At 69.1% G+C, this 18,459-nt stretch carries 12 protein-coding genes and 1 pseudogene; 6 read left to right on the forward strand and 7 right to left on the reverse strand.

The features are described from left to right. Nucleotides 1–27: 27 nt before the first annotated feature. Entirely contained in the window at nt 28–969 is a 942-nt protein-coding gene (locus WMF45_RS42565; RefSeq protein ID WP_437712157.1) for a hypothetical protein, read from the reverse strand. 721 nt (nt 970–1,690) lie between these two features. On the opposite strand from WMF45_RS42565, the gene WMF45_RS42570 reads away from it, so the two are divergent. Continuing rightward, the gene (locus WMF45_RS42570; protein ID WP_437712159.1) at nt 1,691–3,412 is read left to right on the forward strand and encodes a protein kinase domain-containing protein; all 1,722 of its coding nucleotides are present in this window, start codon (nt 1,691–1,693) and stop codon (nt 3,410–3,412) included. Here the strand turns inward: WMF45_RS42570 and WMF45_RS42575 are convergent. Next, a complete protein-coding gene (locus WMF45_RS42575) occupies nt 3,409–4,104 on the reverse strand; it encodes a nitroreductase family protein (RefSeq protein WP_437712161.1) in 696 nt (231 codons plus the stop codon). The two genes, WMF45_RS42570 and WMF45_RS42575, sit on opposite strands and share 4 nt — an antisense overlap. A gap of 423 nt (nt 4,105–4,527) precedes the next feature. On the opposite strand from WMF45_RS42575, the gene WMF45_RS42580 reads away from it, so the two are divergent. Both WMF45_RS42580 and WMF45_RS42585 read left to right on the forward strand, forming a co-directional pair. Then, nucleotides 4,528–5,058: a hypothetical protein gene (locus WMF45_RS42580; protein ID WP_437712163.1), complete on the forward strand. Its 531-nt coding sequence runs from the start codon at nt 4,528–4,530 to the stop codon at nt 5,056–5,058. Between the two features lie 217 nt (nt 5,059–5,275). After that, on the forward strand, nt 5,276–5,608 hold the full coding sequence (locus WMF45_RS42585; RefSeq protein ID WP_437712165.1) for a hypothetical protein: 333 nt from the start codon (nt 5,276–5,278) through the stop codon (nt 5,606–5,608). 126 nt (nt 5,609–5,734) lie between these two features. On the opposite strand, the gene WMF45_RS42590 is transcribed toward WMF45_RS42585, so the two are convergent. The 5 genes and pseudogenes from WMF45_RS42590 to WMF45_RS42610 form a co-directional block, all read right to left on the reverse strand. Beyond that, entirely contained in the window at nt 5,735–6,835 is a 1,101-nt protein-coding gene (locus tag WMF45_RS42590) for an aldo/keto reductase (protein WP_437712167.1), read from the reverse strand. A 115-nt stretch (nt 6,836–6,950) separates the two neighbouring features. After that, nucleotides 6,951–9,260, reverse strand: coding sequence for a multiheme c-type cytochrome (locus tag WMF45_RS42595; RefSeq protein ID WP_437712169.1), 2,310 nt, complete (start codon nt 9,258–9,260; stop codon nt 6,951–6,953). An 80-nt stretch (nt 9,261–9,340) separates the two neighbouring features. Beyond that, the gene (locus WMF45_RS42600; RefSeq protein WP_437712171.1) at nt 9,341–11,446 is read right to left on the reverse strand and encodes an arylsulfatase; all 2,106 of its coding nucleotides are present in this window, start codon (nt 11,444–11,446) and stop codon (nt 9,341–9,343) included. Nucleotides 11,447–11,919: 473 nt separating this feature from the next. Next, nucleotides 11,920–12,096, reverse strand: a pseudogene (locus WMF45_RS42605) (catalase); the annotation flags it as partial. A gap of 157 nt (nt 12,097–12,253) precedes the next feature. Next, nucleotides 12,254–13,081: an alpha/beta fold hydrolase gene (locus WMF45_RS42610; RefSeq protein WP_437712173.1), complete on the reverse strand. Its 828-nt coding sequence runs from the start codon at nt 13,079–13,081 to the stop codon at nt 12,254–12,256. Between the two features lie 28 nt (nt 13,082–13,109). On the opposite strand from WMF45_RS42610, the gene WMF45_RS42615 reads away from it, so the two are divergent. The 3 genes from WMF45_RS42615 to metH all read left to right on the forward strand — a co-directional run bounded on the left by WMF45_RS42615 (nt 13,110) and on the right by metH (nt 18,231). Next, nucleotides 13,110–13,355: a hypothetical protein gene (locus WMF45_RS42615; RefSeq protein WP_437712175.1), complete on the forward strand. Its 246-nt coding sequence runs from the start codon at nt 13,110–13,112 to the stop codon at nt 13,353–13,355. 80 nt (nt 13,356–13,435) lie between these two features. Next, entirely contained in the window at nt 13,436–14,389 is a 954-nt protein-coding gene (locus WMF45_RS42620; RefSeq protein ID WP_437712177.1) for an ArsR/SmtB family transcription factor, read from the forward strand. Between the two features lie 2 nt (nt 14,390–14,391). Then, nucleotides 14,392–18,231: a methionine synthase gene (gene metH / locus WMF45_RS42625; protein ID WP_437712179.1), complete on the forward strand. Its 3,840-nt coding sequence runs from the start codon at nt 14,392–14,394 to the stop codon at nt 18,229–18,231. The last annotated feature ends 228 nt before the right edge of the window (nt 18,232–18,459 follow it).

The following is an 18,459-nucleotide window of genomic DNA, read 5'->3' on the forward strand; positions in this document are numbered from 1 at the left end:
GCACCCTCGGCGAACGACGGATCTGTCCTAGCGCGCCGTCGGGTCCGCGAGCCAGGCAGCGAGCGCCTCGGGCGGGAGCGCCAGCCTGGCATCGTCGAGGCGATCGGCGCCGAGACGCTCGAACCGTTCAGCCAACACGGAGTGCTCCATCTCGGTCAGCGGTCGGCCCAGCTTCTTCTCGAACTGGCTCGCCAGCACCCGGAGCTGCCCCTCCTTGCGGCCCTCCTGGAGGCCCTCCTTGCGCGCCTCGTCGCGTAGCGACTGCTTGAGCTGCTCGAACCATTGCTGAACTTCCGTCACGATCTCCTCCTCTTCCGCGTCTTCTGCGGTGCGCGCCGAGGGCTCTGCCGGGGTCTCGACGCACAATCGTGCCAGCCAGGGCAGGGCAACGCTCCGCTCCCAGGCCTCGTCGGGCAGGGCGACGAGCTCGCGGATGGCATCCCGGAGCACGGTGCGCGCGCCGAGCAGGCGCAGCAGCAGGGTGTCCCGGGTGCGCGGCAGCTCGGCGATGACAACGAGGTCGATCCGCCATCCCGGCGCGGCCCGGTACAGGCCGGGGCGCCCGGGCACCGGGTCGAAGCCGAACGCATCGAGCACGGTGGCGGGCCGGCCGCTGCTGAGGACGCACAGCCGCGGGAAGGGCACGGCGCCGCCGGCGCGGCGCTCGAGCTCGTGATGCCAGTGGAGCTGCTTGCGGACGCAGCCGCGCAGCTCGGCCAAACCGGGGGTGTCGTGGAAGGGCTCGAACTGGCAGGGCTCTGCCGCGAGTTCGCCGAGCAGGCCGAGCTCTGCGCGCAACGCGGCGCGGGCGGGATCGGGCACGTACCGGATGTCCATGGTCTGGGAAGTTGCGATGACCTTGACCTGAGTGTCGGCGCCGCCGACGAGACCGAGGGTCTCGCGCAGGACGCTTTTGGCGAAGGCATCGAATCTGCTGCGCATCGATGCGGCGACGAGAATGGGATTCATCGGACGCGCCAGCAAGCCATTCTTTGTGTGAGTCGTGCTGTTTTTGCGAAATGAGGGAGGGCGGCGTCGCGTATGGGAGAGGAGAAGAATTGGGGCTATTACATGCGCCGCATCGATGTCATTTAGAAATCGTATCTTCAGCGCTTCACCGCCACGGCGTTGGGGGCGCGAATCGATGAACAGGAGAGTGGCAGTTCATCGCGCGGAGGTTCGGGGTGTGCGTGCGCGTACAGCGGGAGAGCGCGAAGGACGCGGCGGTCGAAGACGTGGGCCTTGACGCGGGGGATCGAGCTCCCGCGCACGCAGCGCGCTGGCCCGTGTCACGGACGAGTACGGCAGCTCGCTCCTATCTCTGGGCTGCATCGACGTCGGCGATCCGCGGGCCCCGAACGCCTGAATAGCCGGAAAATTTCACCAACATTGCATGCACGGGAGCAGCGCCCTGGGCCACCTGGGCGGGAACAGCTTCTCCCTCTTCAGCGACGTCGCCCCTGGCCTCGATGCCGCGGAGCGCCCGGAGGGCCTGGGAGCAGCCTGCCGATGGGGGGAAGGAGAAGATGCGACAGAAGCCCGCTCGCGCTCGGCCTTCGTCGCATCGCCGCGCCCATGGCATGATGGGGCGAGATGCCGGCCGCTGTAAGAAGCACGACATGGGGCCCGCCCTCTGCTAGACCGCGGAGGCCCGAACGGAACGACGCTGGGACGCGGAAGGCTCGATCGCATGCTGTCGCTTGAAGCGGGGAGCGTCGTCGGTGGGAAGTATCGCCTGGAGCGGCCGCTGGCGGGCGGCGCCATGGGCTTCCTCTGGGTGGCCCGGCACCTCCAGCTGGACGTCGAGGTCGCGCTCAAGTTCATGATGCCGCAGCACGCCGACTCCCCCGTCGCGCGCGCGCGGTTCGAGCGGGAGGCGAAGGCCTCGGCCCAGCTCCGGACCCCCAACGTGGTCCACGTCTACGACTACGGCCTCGAGGGCGACACGCCCTACCTCGCGATGGAGCTGCTCGAGGGAGAGGACCTCGCGGCGTACCTCGCGCGCCACGGGCGCCTCGAGCCGGAGGAGCTGGTCGGCATCGTGAGCCAGGTGTCCAAGGCGCTCCGCCGCGCGCACGAGGTGGGGCTCATCCACCGCGACCTCAAGCCGGCGAACATCTTCCTCGCGCGGCAGGGCGAGGAGGTCGTCAAGATCCTCGACTTCGGGGTCGCCAAGGCGATCGGCACCGGGCTGGCCGCCGACGCGACGAAGACCGGCACGCTCATCGGCTCGCCGCACTACATGAGCCCCGAGCAGGTGCGCCGGAGCAAGACGATCGACTTCCGCAGCGATCTCTGGTCGCTCGGCGTGATCATCTTCCAGTGCCTCACGGGCCAGCTGCCCTTCCCCGGCGAAGAGCTCGGCGACGTGCTCGTGGAGATCTGCACGGGCGACATCCCGGTCGCCTCGCAGCTCGCGCCGAACCTCTGGCCCGAGCTGGATCGTTTCCTGGAGCGCGCGCTCAAGCGCGAGCCCGCGGAGCGCTTCCAGAGCGCGAGCGAGCTCGCCCGCGCGTTCGCCGCGGCGGTGCAACGCACGGCGGTGCCGGACTCGCGCGACTCGCTGGACTCGACCGAGGCGCAGGCTCTCGGCGTCGCGCCGGCTCATGGCGTCGCGCAGGCTCTCGGCAGCGCGCCGGCGCATGGCGTCGCTCAGGCTCTCGGCAGCGCGCCGGCGCATGACGTCGCGCAGGCTCTCGGCAGCGCGCCGGCTCACGGCGTCGCGCCGGCTCACGGCATCGCGCAGGCTCTCGGCATCCCGCCGGCTCACGGCGTCGCGCACGTTCACGGCGTCGCGCCGGCCGGGGGTGGCACCGTGGCCCTGGACGACGCGGTGACCGCCGGCGGCACGCTGGCGGCGGGCGGGACGGTCGTCGAGGACCGCACGCGGGTCCCGGGTGGCGTGGTGAGCGCGGGCGACACGCTGGCCGCGGGCGGCACGCTGACCGCCAGCGGCACGCTGGAGGCCGTGGGAGGCGCGCTGTCCCCGCCCGTGGATCGTCGCGCCCCGTCGCGGGCGGTGCTCGCCGTGGCTGCCAGCGTGCTCGTGGTCGGCCTGGGGATCGCCGCCGTCGTCCTGCTTCGCTCGCCTGCTCCCGACGTCACCGCTTCCCCTGCGGCGACGTCTCCGCCGGACGCTCCGGCATCCGCTGCACCGCCGACACAGGTGGAGGAAGTGCCTGCCCCGCCTCACCCGGACACGAGCGCCGTCCCCGCCACGCCGGCTTCGTCGGCCCCGACCAGCGCGGCCTCCGCCTCGGCGGCCCCTCCATCTGCGGTCCCCCCACCTGGCGCCGCGAAGGCCACGCCGAGGCCTGCGCGCCCGCAGGCGCCTCCCCCGGCCAGGCGGCCCTCCCAGGGGGCGCCCTCCGGCAAGGGCGCTTCCGAGAAGGATCCGACCTTCGGCTTCTAGTATCCCGTCTCTGAAGAGCGCGAACTGAACCCGTCGATGAACTTGACCGTCTCGTCGAGCGGCGCCCGGCCCGTACGGGTGTAACCGACCGTGGGGTCCTCGTAGCCGATCGACATGCCGCAGAAGAGGATGAGCCCGTCCGGGGGTGACAGGACCTGCGCGACGGTCTTGCGAACCTGCGACCACGCCATCTGCGGGCAACTGTGCAGCGCTTCGGCGCGCAGCAGCAGCATGACGGTCTGCAGATACATCCCGGTGTCGGCCCACTGGGCCGGGCCCAGGTCACGGTCGATGTAGCAGAACAGGGCGGCGGGCGCGCCGAAACAGTCCCAGTTGGCGATCGCGGCCCTCTGCCGCGCCTCCCAGTCCTCGCGAGCAATGCCGAGCGAGGCGTAGCGCTCCCTGCCGAAGGCGGATCGGCGCTCTCTGTACGGGGGCTTCATTCCCGGCGGGTACATTTCGTACTCCCGCTCGTCCCACGGGTCGCCTGCAGCCACGCGCTCAACGGCGAGCTTCTTGAGCTCAGCCAGCGGCGCGCCGGTCACCACGTAGATGGTCCACGGCTGGAGGTTCGACCCGGATGGCGACCAAGCCGCTGCGGATAACACGCGCTCCAGCACCTCCCTCGAGACGGGCTGGTCGGTGAATCCGCGCACCGCCCGCCGGCTCCTGACTGCCTCATAGACGTCCATGACCGCCTGCCTCTCCAGATCTTCTCATTGAAATCACAATCCTATTCGACGACCTGGCCAGGGTCGAATCGCCGCGTGGCGGAGCGAGACCAACTCGGGCGGATAGTGCGAGCAAACGGGCTCCAGAAGTCAAGGGGCATCTTATCTCACATCGCAGTAGGCAGAACATGCCATCCACCATCCTGGTCATGCCGTCGAACAGGTTCGTGATTCATTGACATGGCGCACCGCTGGACATCGTGCACCACCAGCGGGTCCTCACGCTCGAATGGCACCAGGGTGAGCCGGAGCCAATGGCGCGCGGCCGGACCGCGGACGCGCCGTTTGGTCGCGGTCGAGCGCGAGCGCCACCGGAGTGCGCCGGGACCGTGGTACGCTCCCCGCATGCTCGTGAGGCTCATTCTAGAGAACGGTGGCCATGCCATGACGAAGCTCGTGGACGTGGTCTGGATGCCCGCTGTGGGTTCGGTCCTCGAAGCTGACCGCTCGCGGCATGTCTCCCACCTGGCGTTCAACGCCAGACTGGGCGTGACCGACGTCTATCTGCGGGAGGACGAACACGACCTCGTGTCCCTGGCGGCGCCCGAGAGGCACCTAGCGCGCCTCGAGTTCATGAGGGCGGCAGGATGGGAGGTCGAAGGAGAGGCCGAACTGCGCGAGCGTTTGCAATCTGTGACCCACCAACAGGGCAGCGCGGCACCGGGCGAGATCGATCTCTCGAAGACCATCGACGCCCTGTTGGATGCATTCCCTACGGATGCCATCCTCCGTGCCATCGCCGACAGGCTAGAGGGCCATGCGCGATGGGCAAAATCTGGGCCGAACGACGCGGCGAAGGTCAAGGCGCTTGAAAGAGATGCCGAGAGCATCCGGGTGACGGGAGCACAACTGTCCTCGTTCGGACGAAGCCGGATCCCGACGCGCGAACCTAGCAACAAGCGTAGGTCCTCATGAGCCGATGTGGTTCCAGGCACTTCCATGGCTGCGCGACGACAGGCACGGCTTCGGGGCCGGACCCAATGCCGCTATGGCCCGTTGCTCAAAATTGAGCACTAGCCCCAAGCGGGGGCCCATGCTCCACGTGCGTCGTGCGCAGGGCGGCCCAACCGCTCGGCATTTCGTCGGTCGCGAGCGCTGACGGGTGGCGCGGAGCCCGTGGTACCGTCCGCCCATGCGCGTGCGGCTGATCCTTGAAAACGGCGGGCACACCCTGTCGAAGGTCGTGGAGCTACCCGAAGCGCCAGCGACCGGCTCGACGGTCCAGGTTGACCGAGAGCGGCGCGTGGTGAGCGTGGAGCTCGACGCGGAGCGCGGGCAGGCGGACGTCTACCTGAGCGAGGACGCCAAGGACCTGATGTGGCAGATCGTCCCGACGTTCAAGTTGGCGTTCGTCGAGCGCATGAGGCTGGACGGGTGGGTGGCGGAGGACGAGGAGGCACTATGCGAGTGGCTCACGCTCCGCCTCAACCGGCAGGCCACGGAAGAGCCGGACGACCCGAGTTAATACACACGCTCGGGCACGTGCGACGGCTGGCGCGCGCGGGGCGCCGGCGGAGGAGCAGGGCGCCGGAGCGGCGAGACCCGTTGCGAGGCCTGCCCCCTTGCGTTGGGGCCCCCGCCGGGCTCCCGCTCAGAGGTTCGCGGTCGTCAGCCAGTGGGGGTTCTTCGTCGTGCCGTCGTAGCGCTCCGTGGTCTTGAACTGCTCGTGTTCTCCTCTGGCCCCGAGCTCGGCGGTCCGCGCGAGGATCGCCGAGACGCGCTCGCTGCCGAGCGGCTGGAACGTGTAAGCCGCCTTGAGCGCCTGCTTGAGGACACCCAGGCTGTCGCAGCCGGTGATGACCACCGACGTCGGCAAGCTCATGGGATAATGCAGGCAGGTTATCGGTGACACCACGCCCGTCTTCGCGATCTCCCCGCCGGCGAACGGCTTCATCCCCAGCACCCCGATGCCCTGCTGCGTCAGCACCGGGAGCACCGCCTTCTCGAAGCTCCGGTAATGGGGATCCAGGACGTTGAGAGGCATCTGCACGGTGTCGAGCGGGACGCCCTGCCGCTCGGCCATCTTCAGCATGGCGAGGTGGATGTCCGGGTCCTTGTGCCCCGTGAAGCCGATGAACCGGATCTTGCCCGCCTTCTTCGCGGCCACGAGCGCCTCCATCGCGCCGCCGGGCCCGTAGATCTGCTCGGGATCGCTCATCCGGATGATCTCGTGCATCTGCACGAGATCGATGACGTCGGTGCGCAGCCGCCGGAGCGACTGCTCGAGCTGCGCCTCGGCGGTCGCCCGGGTGCGGCCGTCGAGCTTGGTCATCAGGAAGACCTTGCTGCGGTATCCGTCCTGGAGCGCCTTGCCCATGCGCTCCTCGCTCTTGCCGTCGTGGTAGTCCCAGCAGTTGTCGAGGAAGGTGACCCCGTGATCGATCGCGAAGCGAACGAGCCGGATGCTCTCCTGCTCGTCCTTGGGGACCGCCATGTGGAAGCCGCCGAGGCCGAGGAGGCTGACCTTGACGCCGGTCCGCCCGAGAGCCCTCGTCGGCATCACGCCGCCCGCCGGTAGCGTGACGTCCTCTTCCTCTGGCGCCCCGAAGGAAGGCCCCTCGGGAGGCTCCGGAGCGCCCGCGCCCGGAGATGTAGCGTTTTGCCGCAGCTGCGCGCTCCCCGCACACGCGCCGAGCGCGAGGCTTGCGCCCGCGGCGTGGAGGAAGGTCCGCCGAGAAGGTCGCTTCGTCATGACAGGGCAACGCTCCTTTTCAGGGCGAAGCCAGATTGCAGGGGACATGCCATGCGAACACAGGCACGAGCCCACGTTCACGACCCAGGTGGTGACCGCTGGCGGATGGAGGAGCTCATGGCCGTCCGAGACGCGGCTGGGCGTGAGCAGCCTGGGGGGAGGACCGCATGGCGGTCAGCGCGGCCCGATAGACGGCCTGGAAGCGAGCCTGCTCTGGCGCGAGCGCGGCGGCGCGTTTCAGCGGCTCGATCGCTTGATCCTGGTGGCCTTGCCGGACCAGGGCGAGGCCCAGCGAGTGGAGCAGCTCGGCCTGCTCGGGAAGACGGGTGATTCCGCGCCGGAGCAGCGCGACGCCGTCCGCGTCGCGGCCGAGCTCGCGATAGAGGTCGGCGAGGTTCACGTAGGTGGGGACGTAGCCGGGCTCGATGCGAATCGCGGCGAGGTAGGCGTGCTCGGCATCGCGCGGCTTGCCCGTGCGGGTGAAGATCACGCCCAGGTTGTTCTGGGCCTCGGCGCGATCGGCATGGAGGGTTTGGGTGGCGATGTACTCGCTCAACGCCCCGTCCAGCGCCCGCGCGGCGCGCTCGGGCAAGGCGCCCAGGTCGACACCCGCGAGCACGCGCGCGGCTTCGACGCGCACGCCGCGCACGGGATCGGCGAGGAGCGGCGCGGCGACGGCCGCGGCGTGGCGAGGGTCGTAGCCCTCCAGCGCGCTGAGCGCAGCGCGCCGGAGCAACGGGTCGGGATCGGCGAGCGCCGCGCGGAGAACGGCGAGCGACGCGGCCGTCGGTGCGGCGCGCAGCGAGGCGACCGCGGTGGCGCGCGCGATGCCGGGGAGGGCGCGATCGGTCGCGATCCGCTGGAGCTCAGCGGCGACGGCCGGGTCGCCAGGCGCGGTGCTCGCGAGAGCGAAGGCCTCGGTATAGGTCTGGTAACCCTGCGCAGGGCGGCCGAGCCAGGCTCGCACGGCGTCAGAAGCCCAGCTCGCCGGCTTCTGAGCATGGCAGTCGGTGCATGGGTTCGGGATCCCGAGGCGGACCGAGAGATCCGGCCGAGGCACCCGGAAGCCGTGATCGTGACGGACGTCGACACCCATGTACGTGCGCGCCGGCATGTGGCAGTCGACGCAGCGCGGAGCGGCGGGCGCGCCGGGCGAGACGCCGGCGTTCGCGGCGGCGGCGTTCGCGGCGTGGTGGTGATGCGCGGGGACATCGAAGCGCGCTGGTTCATGGCAGGACGCGCACATGCCGTTGCCCTCGGCGCGCAGACGGCCGGAGTGCGGCTCGTGGCAGTCGCTGCACGTCACGCCGGCATTCGCCATCTTGCTTTGCTGGAACGAGCCGTAGGTGAAGACCTCGTCGCTCATCACGCCGTCGGGCGTGTAGAAGGGCGCGGTCAGCAGCTCGAGCGCGACGCTGTCGAGCAGCGGGGCGCCGTGCCGGAACGGCTGCGAGAGGGTCTCGCGGCGGCTGTGGCAGAACGCGCACGTGGCGCTCTCGGTGCCGCTCGAGGCGCTCTTTCCACGCTGCGCGGTGCCGCTGGGCAGCCGCGTCCACGTGGCGTCCTTGCGCTCGTCGAAGCGCAGGTCGAGGCCCTTCGAGGGGTCCGGCGTCCTCGCCTTGGTCCAGTCGAGGTGGCGCGCGCCGCCGCCGTGGCAGCCTTCGCAACCGACGCTGATCTCGGACCAGGTGGTGGTGAAGTGATCCGCGGCCGCGTCATACCCTTTCGTTACGTGCGTCGAGTGGCACTCGGCGCACATGTGATTCCAGTTCTGGCTGGCGGCGGTCCAGTGCAGCACGTCGCCGGCGCGCACGCTCTCGCGCTCGTGCAGGTGGTACCAGCGCTGCCCACCACGTGGTCGAGGGCGCGCGTCCCACGCAAACGGCAGCGCCTGCAAGCGCCCGCCCGGGCCGGCGACGAGGTACTGCTGGAGCGGCTCGACGCCGAAGGTGTACAGCACCTCGTAGCGGTGCAGCTGGCCATCGGGGCCGTCCGTCGTGACCCAGTATTTCCCGCCCTGGCGATCGAAGCGGTGGACCTGCCCGGCGTAACTCAGGCGCGCCCCGTCGAAGTTCCCGAGCACGGTGGCGGCGGTCGCGTGCTGCATGGCCCGCGCGTGCTGCGAGCCCTGCCACGCGGCGTGCTCCTCGGCGTGGCACGGCGCGCAGCGGTCGCTGCCCACGAAGCCGGCCGCCGCGCGCTCCGGCGAGCGCTCGGCCGGGCCGACCAGCTTCGTGGCAGCCGGCGAGGCCTCCGCGGCGCCGCCTCGCGCCGCCCCGGGTTTCGCCCCCGAAGCGCCCGCGGTGGAGGCGTCGGCCGGCGTGCGCGAGGACGCGCTCGTGGGCGCGCGCCAGACCACGAGCCCGATGAGCGCCAGGGTCAAAACAGCGATGGGCCACGAGCGAACGAGTCGGGAATCGGCCATGTGCGGAGCGGAGGCGAGCGCCGCCGCGAGACGCGGGTCGCGCGGAGACGCCCGGATCTCGCGTGCGGCAGGGTGCGCGTTTACTCGGTGAGGATGACGCCGCGGGCGGTGGCGTACTGCGCCCACGCGGCGGCGAGCTCGGCCGCCACGTCCGGATGAGCCGCGGAAACGTCGTTGATCTCGGCGCGGTCGGTGGCCAGATCAAACAGGCTCCAGGCGCGCGGCGTCGGGCCATAGGGCGCGCTGAGCCACAAGAGCTTCCAGTTGTCGCGGATCACGTAGCGGTGGTTGCCGTGCTCCCAGATCAACGTCTCCCCGGGCGCGCGCAGGCCGGTCGCCCGATCTTCGAGCACCGGCAGGATCGAATGCCCGCTGATCGGCTCGACTTCCCTGCCCTTGTAGGTGCTCCCCGGGTTGGGCACACCGGCCAGCTCGAGCACGGTCGGCAGAAAATCGATCACGTGTGTGGTTCCGTCGAACTGCGGCCTGCTCTGGTGCTGTCCCGGCAGCCGTGCGATGGCCGGAACGGAGATGCCGCCTTCGGTCGTGTAGCTCTTCCACAGCCGGAACGGCGTGGCGCTCACCTCGGCCCAGCGGGGTCCGACGCCGATGTACGAACCCGGTCGACCCAGGTTCTCGAGCGAGTTCTCCACCGCCCCGGAGCGGCTCGGGTCGGTGGCGGCGAAGCCCTCCCGATTGCCACCTTCCGCGCCGTTGTCGGACTGGAAGAAGATGAAGGTGTTCTCGTACTCGCCGACCCGCTTGAGGTACTGGATCAACCTGCCGATGTTGGCGTCGAGGTTCTCGACCATGGCGGCGTAGATCTCCATGCGCCGCGCCTCGTAGATCCGCTCCTCCGGGGTCAGCTCTTCCCAGGTCTTCGGGTTGCTGCCGCCGCTCGGCAAGCGGGGATTCGGCGTGAACGACTGGGGGACGACGCCGCGGCTCTTGAGCCGCTCGAGGCGCCGCTCGCGGATGGCGTCGTAGCCCGCGTCGTAGCGGCCGCGGTACCTGTCGATGTACTCCGGCGGCGCCTGGAGCGGCCAGTGCGGCGTTGTGTACGTCGCGAACGCGAAGAACGGCTTGCCGTCGGCGCGGTTGCTCTCGATGTACTGGATGAGCTTGTCCGTGTAGAACTCGGTCGCGTAGAAGTCGCGCGGCGGCTGCGTGTACACGCCGTCCTCGCGATAGAGCCGCGCCTGCGCGGTCGTCGGCGGGTCGGCGAACTCGTTGAAGAACGCCGCGACGCCGGGGAGCAGGACGTACGATTTCTCGAAGCCGCGCGCCGGAGGGCTCTGGTCCTCCGTGTCGCCGAGGTGCCACTTGCCGGCGATGTACGTATGGTAGCCGGCGTCTCTCAGGATCTCGGCGACGGACAGCGCGTTGTCGGTCAGGTGGCCCTCGTAGCCGGGCTGCCCTGCTTGCGGTCCAGTACCACCGCCCATCCGGCCCAGCCCGACGGCGTGGCTGTCGGTGCCAGAGACCAGCATCGCGCGGGTCGGCGCGCACAGCGATCCGGAGCGGTGCCCGGTGAGGATGCGGCCTTCTGCGGCGAGCGTATCGAGGTTCGGTGTGGTGATCTCGCCGCCGAACGCGCCGAGGTCGGAGAAGCCGAGATCGTCGGCCACGATCGTGACGATGTTGGGCAACTCGACGATCGTGCCGCCGCCGCCCGTGCCGCCGGCACCGCCATCTCCGCCGCCGCCCGTACCGCCGCCCGTACCGCCGCCCGTACCGCCACCGGCACCGCCGCCGCCCGTACCGCCACCGGCACCGCCGCCGCCCGTACCGCCGGTACCTCCGCTGCCGCCGGCACCGCCGCCGCCCGTATCGCCGGCACCGCCGCTGCCGCCGGCACCGCCGCCGCCCGTACCGCCGCTGCCGCCGCTGCCGCCGGCTCCGCCGCCGCCCGTACCGCCGCTGCCGCCGGCTCCGCCGCCGCCTTCGCCGGTCGCGCCAGCTTCACCCGAGTTGCCACCGCCGCCGACACCGCTCGTGCCGTTGCCGGTGCCGCTCGTGGAACCGCCCGATCCGCCGCTCGCGCTGCCCGTCTGAGCCGCGCCGCCACCGCTGCCCGCGTCGTCGTCGCTCCCGCAGCCGATCGGGCCGAGCAGCGTCGCCAACAACCAGGGTCCGCTCGCGAGCGCCGGACCAATCCATCGATGACGTTCGAAGAACCGCTTCATACATGTCTCCTTGGGAGTGCTGGAAGCGCCGCATGCCGGAGTCGAACGTCGTCGCAAGCGAGGCTCCGCCGTCCTCCCGAAGGGACGCCTCGGCTCGCGCCCCGGCCAAAGGTCAGCCGGGCGCGCCACGAGAAGGGCGGACGCTGACGGTGATGAGCCGCGTGGCTCGGCCGTCACGACGAACGACGGCGCCGCACGTCGCCGGGGACGCGGGGGCGCTGCTTCGCTGTTCTCCTCGCCGCGGCATGCGCCGCGGCGCATGCGGCTAACTACAGCAAGAACGACAACCGCTTGTTCGACAGCACGCCTCCGAGCGAGCACCGAACGTCCGCATGGCCACGAGGCAAGGAAACATTCGTCCGTTATAACGGACATCGCGACGCTATACAAGACAATTCTCTCGTCGCGGAGCGGTGGTCCGAGGTCCTGCCAGAAAAGCCGGTCGATATCGTCGACGACGACGCGTCCGGGCAGCGGCGGCTCACCGGAATCCCGCGGTCGCTCATCACGCTCGTCACCTGGTGGAGCGCCTCGGGCAGCGACGTCCAGAAGTCCCAGTTGTTGTCCGCGCTGCGCATCCCGGTCCGGGGGTCGCGCTTGACGGCGTGGTTGAGGTCGGGGAAGCGCAGCGGGTCGCGGAAGAAGATCAGCCGCTCGATCCTCGAGCGCCACGGCGGCCGCCTCTGGGCCGAGCCCAACCCTGTACTCGGCGCGACGTTTCGCTTCGAGCTGCCGGCTGTCGAAGGAGCCTGAGCGACGCGGACGGCGATGAGAGGCCGCGGACCCTCGTGTCCGCGGCCCTCGCGCTCACGACTGGATGAACTCCAGCAGATCCGGATTGACGACGTCCGGGTTGATGGTGCACAGGCCATGCCCCAGGCCCTTGTAGACCTTGAGCGTGCCCTTCTTGAGCAGCTTGATCGACAGCAGCGCGGAATCCGCGATCGGCACGATCTGGTCGTCGTCGCCGTGCATCACGAGCGTGGGCACATCGATCTTCGCGAGGTCGTCGGTGAAATCGGTCTCCGAGAACGCCTTGATGCAGTCGTAGTGCGGCTTGATGCCGCCCATCATGCCCTGCCGCCACCAGTTGTCGACGACCCCCGGCAGCGTCTTGGCCCCTGGACGATTGAATCCATAGAACGGCCCTTCGGGCACGGCGCGGTAGAACTCCGCGCGGTTCGCGACGAGCGCGGCGCGGAACCCATCGAACACCTCGAGGGGAAGGCCACCGGGATTCTTGTCGCTCTTGACCATGATCGGCGGCACGGCGCCGATGAGCACGGCCTTGGCCACGCGGCCGTCCTGCCCGTGCTTCGCGACATAACGCGCCACCTCACCGCCGCCCGTGGAGTGGCCGATGTGCACCGCGCCCTTGAGACCGAGGTGAGCGGTGAGCTGCGACACGTCGCTGGCGTACGTGTCCATCTCGTTGCCATCGAAGGTCTGCGACGAGCGCCCGTGACCGCGACGATCGTGCGCGATGACGCGGAAGCCCTTCGCAAGGAAGAACATGAGCTGCGCATCCCAGTCGTCTGCCGACAGCGGCCAGCCGTGATGGAACACCAGAGGCCGGCCGCTGCCCCAGTCCTTGTAGAAAAGCTCGACGCCTTCTTTGGTCTTGAAAATCGGCATGTGGCGCTCCTTCTATCTATCGAATGGCGTGACGCAGAAACGAGGCCACCTGTTCGGCGGCGAGCTGCGGGTACTGATGCTGCGGGGCGTGCTCCGACTCAGGATACACGGCCAGATTCAGCACGCCGACAACCTCGACCCGGCCGGGCGTGCGCTCGTCGCCGACGAGGCGCGCGTCGGCCGGGTGGTGACGACGGCGCCGAGCGCGCGGCGACTCGCTCGCCCCGCCTCGACGACGCGCTTCCTCGAGCTCGGCGGCACGCTCGAGCTCTGACCCACCTTTCGCTCTCGAGGGGTGCTTGACTCCGGCAGCCGGCGCCTCTATGACATTCGCGCATCTAGATACATGAATACATGAGTCTTTCCGAATACATCGAGACGCTGAGCCTCCTCGGGGACGAGAGCCGGATACGGCTCTGCGTGCTCCTGCGCGAGCGCGAGCTGCGGGTGACGGATCTGGTTCGCGTGACGGGCATCGCGCAGTCGCGCGTCTCGACGCACCTCGGGCGGCTCCGCGAGGCGGGGTTCGTGCGGGATCGGCGCCAGGGGCCGCAGTCGTTCTATGCGCTCGCGGTCGACACCCTGCCCGGGACCGCGAAGGCCCTCCTCGATGAGGCCACGAAATCGCCCGACCCGACCCTGGAGGGCGACCAGCGGCGCCTCCTGGAGCTCGACGCCGAGCGGCGCGGCGGCCTCCCCGAGTCCTTCGCCGGCGAGATGGAGAGGCACTACTCCCCGGGCCGCACGTGGCAATCGCTCGCGGTCGGCATCGCCGCGTTGCTCCGCCTCGGCGACGTCCTCGACGTCGGATCGGGCGACGGCGCGGCGGCCAGCGCGCTCGCGCCTTACTGCCGCTCGCTCACCTGCGTCGACTCGAGCAGCCGGATGATCGAGGCCGCGAGAGAGCGGTTCTCGACCCAGCCCCACGTCCGCGTCCAGGTCGCCGATGTCCACGCGCTGCCGTTCGGAGACGCCTCCTTCGACTCCATCCTCGTGTTTCACACGCTGACCTACGCCGAGGACCCGCCGCGGGCGCTGGAAGAGTGCGCCCGCGTGCTCCGCCCGGGCGGTCGGGTGGTCATCCTGTCGCTCGACGCGCACCAGCAGCGGGAGATCACCGTGCCCTACGGCGAGCGCCACCCCGGCTTCTCGCCCTCCGACATCCGGGCCATGCTCACCCGCGTGAAGCTCGATGTCGCCGCGTCCGAAGTCGCCTGCCGCGAGACAAAGAAACCCCATTTCCAGGTCGTGCTCGCCATCGCCGACAAGCCGACCCCCGGTCCCTCCAAGAGCGCCAAGCGAGGCTGATCATGCCGTCCAACAACACAACGCCTCCCCTTCATCCACTCCAGAAGCTCCTCCAGAGCCGCATCGTCATCATCGACGGGGCGATGGGGACGACCATCCGCACCTACGGGATGAAGGAAGCGGACATCCGGGGCAAGCGATTCGCGGATTCGAAGAAAGACCTGCTGAACAACGGCGATCTGTTCTCGCTCACGCAGCCGGAGATGATCTGCGACATCCACCGGCGGTTCCTCGAGGCCGGCGCGGACATCATCGAGACGAACACCTTCGGCGCGACAAGCATCACCCAGAGCGAGTTCTTCGTGGACGACCCGCGCGAGCACGGCGGGCGGAAGGACCCGGCCTTCTATCAAGGGATCATCGACGACCCGTTCCTCAACGACCTCGCCTGGGAGATCAACGAGCAGTCCGCGCGGCAGTGCCGCGAGTGGGCCGATCGCGTGGCGAACGCCGACGGGCGGCAGCGGTTCGTCGCGGGCGCCATCGGCCCGCTCACCGTCTCCCTGTCCAACTCCCCGGACGCCGACGACCCCGGCTTCCGCGTCGTGACGTTCGATCAGGTGAAGCAAGCGTACGTCCACCAGATCCGCGCCTTGATCGCCGGCGGCTCCGACGTGCTGCTTGTCGAGACCATCTTCGACTCGCTCAACGCGAAGGCCGCGCTCGTCGCCATTCGAGAGGTGTTCGACAAGGATGGCAAGACCCTGCCGGTGATGATCTCGGCGGCGGTCGGGCGCGGCGGAGAGACGATGATCTCCGCGCAGACGGTCGAGGCGTTCTGGAACGCGGTGAAGCACGTCAACCCGCTCGCCATCGGGCTGAACTGCTCGCTCGGCCCGGACCTGATGTATCCGTTCCTGTCCGACCTCTCGGAGAAGTCCAGCGCCGCGATCTCCTGCTACCCGAACGCCGGCCTGCCCAACCCGCTCTCCCCCACGGGCTTCGATCTGGAGCCGCCGGACATGGCGCGCCACATCGGCGGCTTCGCGGACGCGGGCCTCCTCAACATCGCCGGCGGCTGCTGCGGCAACACGCCCGAGCACATCGCGGCCATCGCCAAGGCGCTCGCGGGCAAGCCCCCGCGCGCCCTCGACCCCAGGACCCCCGCCGAGGCCCCGCCCGGCGGCGCGGCCTCTTCCAGCGCGCCGATCCCCCTGCGCCTGTCCGGCTCGCAGCCGTTCACGCAGCAGCCCGGCGTCTACATGATCCTGGGCGAGCGCACCAACGTCGCCGGGTCGCCGAAGTTCGCGAAGCTCATCAAGGAAGGGAAGTTCGAGGAAGCGGTGAGCGTCGCGCGCCAGCAGGTCGAGAACGGCGCCAACGTCATCGATATCTGCATGGACGAGGGCATGATCGACGGCGTCGCCGCGATGACGCGCTTCCTGCTGCTCCTGGCCAGCGAGCCCGAGGTGGCGAAGGTCCCGTTCATGGTGGACTCGTCGAAATGGGAGGTCATCGAGGCGGGCCTCAGGTGCATGCAGGGCAAGGGCATCGTGAACTCCATCTCGCTCAAGGAGGGTGAGGCGAAGTTCCGCGAGAGCGCGAGGACCGTCCTCAAGTACGGCGCCGCCGTCGTGGTCATGGCCTTCGACGAGCAAGGGCAGGCCGCCACCTACGAGGACAAGATCCGGATCTGCAAGCGCGCATACGGCATCCTCGTCGACGAGGTGGGGTTTCCTCCCGAGGACATCATCTTCGATCCGAACATCCTCACGGTCGCCACCGGCATGGAGGAGCACAACAATTACGCCGTCGACTTCATCGAGGCCACCCGCTGGATCAAGGCAAACCTGCCGCACGCCAAGGTCAGCGGCGGCGTGTCGAACATCTCGTTCAGCTTTCGCGGCAACAACCGGGTGCGCGAGGCCATGCACTCGGCGTTCCTCTACCATGCCATTCGCGCCGGCATGGACATGGGCATCGTCAACGCGGGCATGCTCGAGGTGTACGAGGAGATCGAGCCGGAGCTCCGCGAGCTCGTCGAGGACGTCCTGCTCAACCGGCGTCCGGACGCCACGGAGCGGCTCGTCGACTTCGGCGAGGCGCTGAAGGCCAGGAGCGCCGGCGCCGCCGCGACCGAGAAGAAAGAAGAGGAGTGGCGCAAAGGCACCGTCGAGGAGCGGCTGTCGCACGCGCTGGTCAAGGGCATCGACACATACATCGATATCGACACCGAGGACGCGCGCGCCAAGCTCGGCCGCCCGCTCTCCGTGATCGAGGGCCCGCTGATGGATGGAATGAGCGTCGTCGGAGATCTCTTCGGCGCCGGCAAGATGTTCCTGCCGCAGGTGGTGAAATCGGCGCGCGTGATGAAGAAGGCCGTCGCGTACCTCACGCCGTTCATGGAGGAGGAGAAGGCGGCGATGGCCGCCGCCGGGCAGGAGGTGAAGACGCAGGGGAAGATCGTCCTCGCCACGGTGAAGGGCGATGTCCACGACATCGGCAAGAACATCGTGGGCGTCGTGCTCGCCTGCAACAATTACGAGGTGATCGACATGGGCGTCATGGTCCCGTGCGAGAAGATCCTCGAGCGCGCCAGGCAGGAGAAGGCGGATCTGATCGGCCTGAGCGGGCTGATCACGCCGTCGCTCGACGAGATGATCCACGTCGCCCGCGAGATGGAGCGGCAGAACTTCAAGCTGCCGCTCCTGATCGGCGGGGCGACGACCAGCAAGGCGCACACCGCCGTCAAGGTGGCCCCGCATTACAGCGAGCCGGTCGTGCATGTGGTCGACGCGAGCCGCGCCGTGCCCGTCACGACGAGCCTCCTGAGCGAGGAGGGCAAGGCGGCGTTCGTCGCCCAGCACCGCGCCGAGTACGAGAAGCTCCGGCGGCTCCACGCGGCGCCGAAGCACAAGCTCGTCTCCCTCGAGGCCGCGCGCGCGAACCGGACGCGGATCGAGTGGCGCGCCGAGGACGTGCCGGTGCCCGAGTTCACCGGCGCGCGCGTGCTCGAGGACTTCCCGCTCGCCACCTTGCGCGAGTACATCGACTGGACGCCGTTCTTCCACACGTGGGAGCTGAAGGGCGTCTATCCGCGGATCCTGGAGCACGAGAAGTACGGCGAGCAAGCGCGCCAGCTCTTCTCCGAGGCGAACGCGCTGCTCGACACGATCATCGAGAAGAAGCTGCTCACGGCGCGCGGCGTGTATGGCTTCTTCCCCGCGAGCGCGGTGGGCGACGACGTGGAGGTGTACACGGACGGGACGCGCGCGAAGGTGCTCGAGCGGTTTCACTTCCTGCGCCAGCAGACGGCGAAGGAGGGCGGCGAGCCGAACCGGTCGCTCGCGGATTTCATCGCGCCCAGGGAGACCGGCCTCCGGGACCACATCGCCGGCTTCGCGGTCACCTCCGGGATCGGCCTGAAGGAGCTGTGCGAGCGGTTCAGGGCGGTGCACGACGACTACAACGCCATCATGGCCGAGGCGATCGCCGATCGCCTGGCCGAGGCGTTCGCCGAGTGCCTGCACAAGCGGGTGCGCGACGAGTGGGGTTATGGCCGGCAGGAGGACCTGACCAAGGCCGAGCTCATCGAGGAGAAGTACCGCGGCATCCGGCCCGCGGCGGGGTACCCCGCGTGCCCGGATCACACCGAGAAAGGCACGCTCTGGCGGCTGCTCGACGTCGAGAAGAGCACCGGCATCCAGATCACCGAGTCGTTCGCGATGTGGCCCGGATCGAGCGTGAGCGGCCTGTATTTCGCGCACCCGGAGGCCCGGTACTTCAGCCTGGGAAAGATCGATCGCGACCAGGTGGCCGACTACCACGCGCGCAAGGGCATGACCGTCGCGGAGGTCGAGCGCTGGCTCGGCCCGAACCTCAACTACGACGCTTCAAACTAGCGGAAATCCGGCCGGGGATCGGCCTCGCGAAGGAAGAGAGATTTTAACGCAAAGGCGCAAAGACGCGAAGACGCAAACCTGAAAAAAGATCTGTTTTTTGCGACTTTGAGGCTTTGCGACTCTGCGTTGGAATCTCTATCTGTTCTTTTTTGCGTCTTTGCGTCTTTGCGCCTTTGCGTTGAAATCTCTATCTGTTCTTTTTTGCGTCTTTGCGTCTTTGCGTCTTTG

The organism is Sorangium sp. So ce448, assembly GCF_051520915.1.
GTDB classification, from domain to species: domain Bacteria; phylum Myxococcota_A; class Polyangia; order Polyangiales; family Polyangiaceae; genus Sorangium; species Sorangium cellulosum_B.

What these genes read in the sequence shown, in the direction of transcription:
- WMF45_RS42565 (WP_437712157.1), bottom strand. Translation starts at nt 969, where the DNA reads ATGAATCCCATTCTCGTCGCCGCATCGATGCGCAGCAGATTCGATGCC.
- WMF45_RS42570 (WP_437712159.1), top strand. Translation starts at nt 1,691, where the DNA reads ATGCTGTCGCTTGAAGCGGGGAGCGTCGTCGGTGGGAAGTATCGCCTG.
- WMF45_RS42575 (WP_437712161.1), bottom strand. Translation starts at nt 4,104, where the DNA reads ATGGACGTCTATGAGGCAGTCAGGAGCCGGCGGGCGGTGCGCGGATTC.
- WMF45_RS42580 (WP_437712163.1), top strand. Translation starts at nt 4,528, where the DNA reads ATGACGAAGCTCGTGGACGTGGTCTGGATGCCCGCTGTGGGTTCGGTC.
- WMF45_RS42585 (WP_437712165.1), top strand. Translation starts at nt 5,276, where the DNA reads ATGCGCGTGCGGCTGATCCTTGAAAACGGCGGGCACACCCTGTCGAAG.
- WMF45_RS42590 (WP_437712167.1), bottom strand. Translation starts at nt 6,835, where the DNA reads ATGACGAAGCGACCTTCTCGGCGGACCTTCCTCCACGCCGCGGGCGCA.
- WMF45_RS42595 (WP_437712169.1), bottom strand. Translation starts at nt 9,260, where the DNA reads ATGGCCGATTCCCGACTCGTTCGCTCGTGGCCCATCGCTGTTTTGACC.
- WMF45_RS42600 (WP_437712171.1), bottom strand. Translation starts at nt 11,446, where the DNA reads ATGAAGCGGTTCTTCGAACGTCATCGATGGATTGGTCCGGCGCTCGCG.
- WMF45_RS42610 (WP_437712173.1), bottom strand. Translation starts at nt 13,081, where the DNA reads ATGCCGATTTTCAAGACCAAAGAAGGCGTCGAGCTTTTCTACAAGGAC.
- WMF45_RS42620 (WP_437712177.1), top strand. Translation starts at nt 13,436, where the DNA reads ATGAGTCTTTCCGAATACATCGAGACGCTGAGCCTCCTCGGGGACGAG.
- metH (WP_437712179.1), top strand. Translation starts at nt 14,392, where the DNA reads ATGCCGTCCAACAACACAACGCCTCCCCTTCATCCACTCCAGAAGCTC.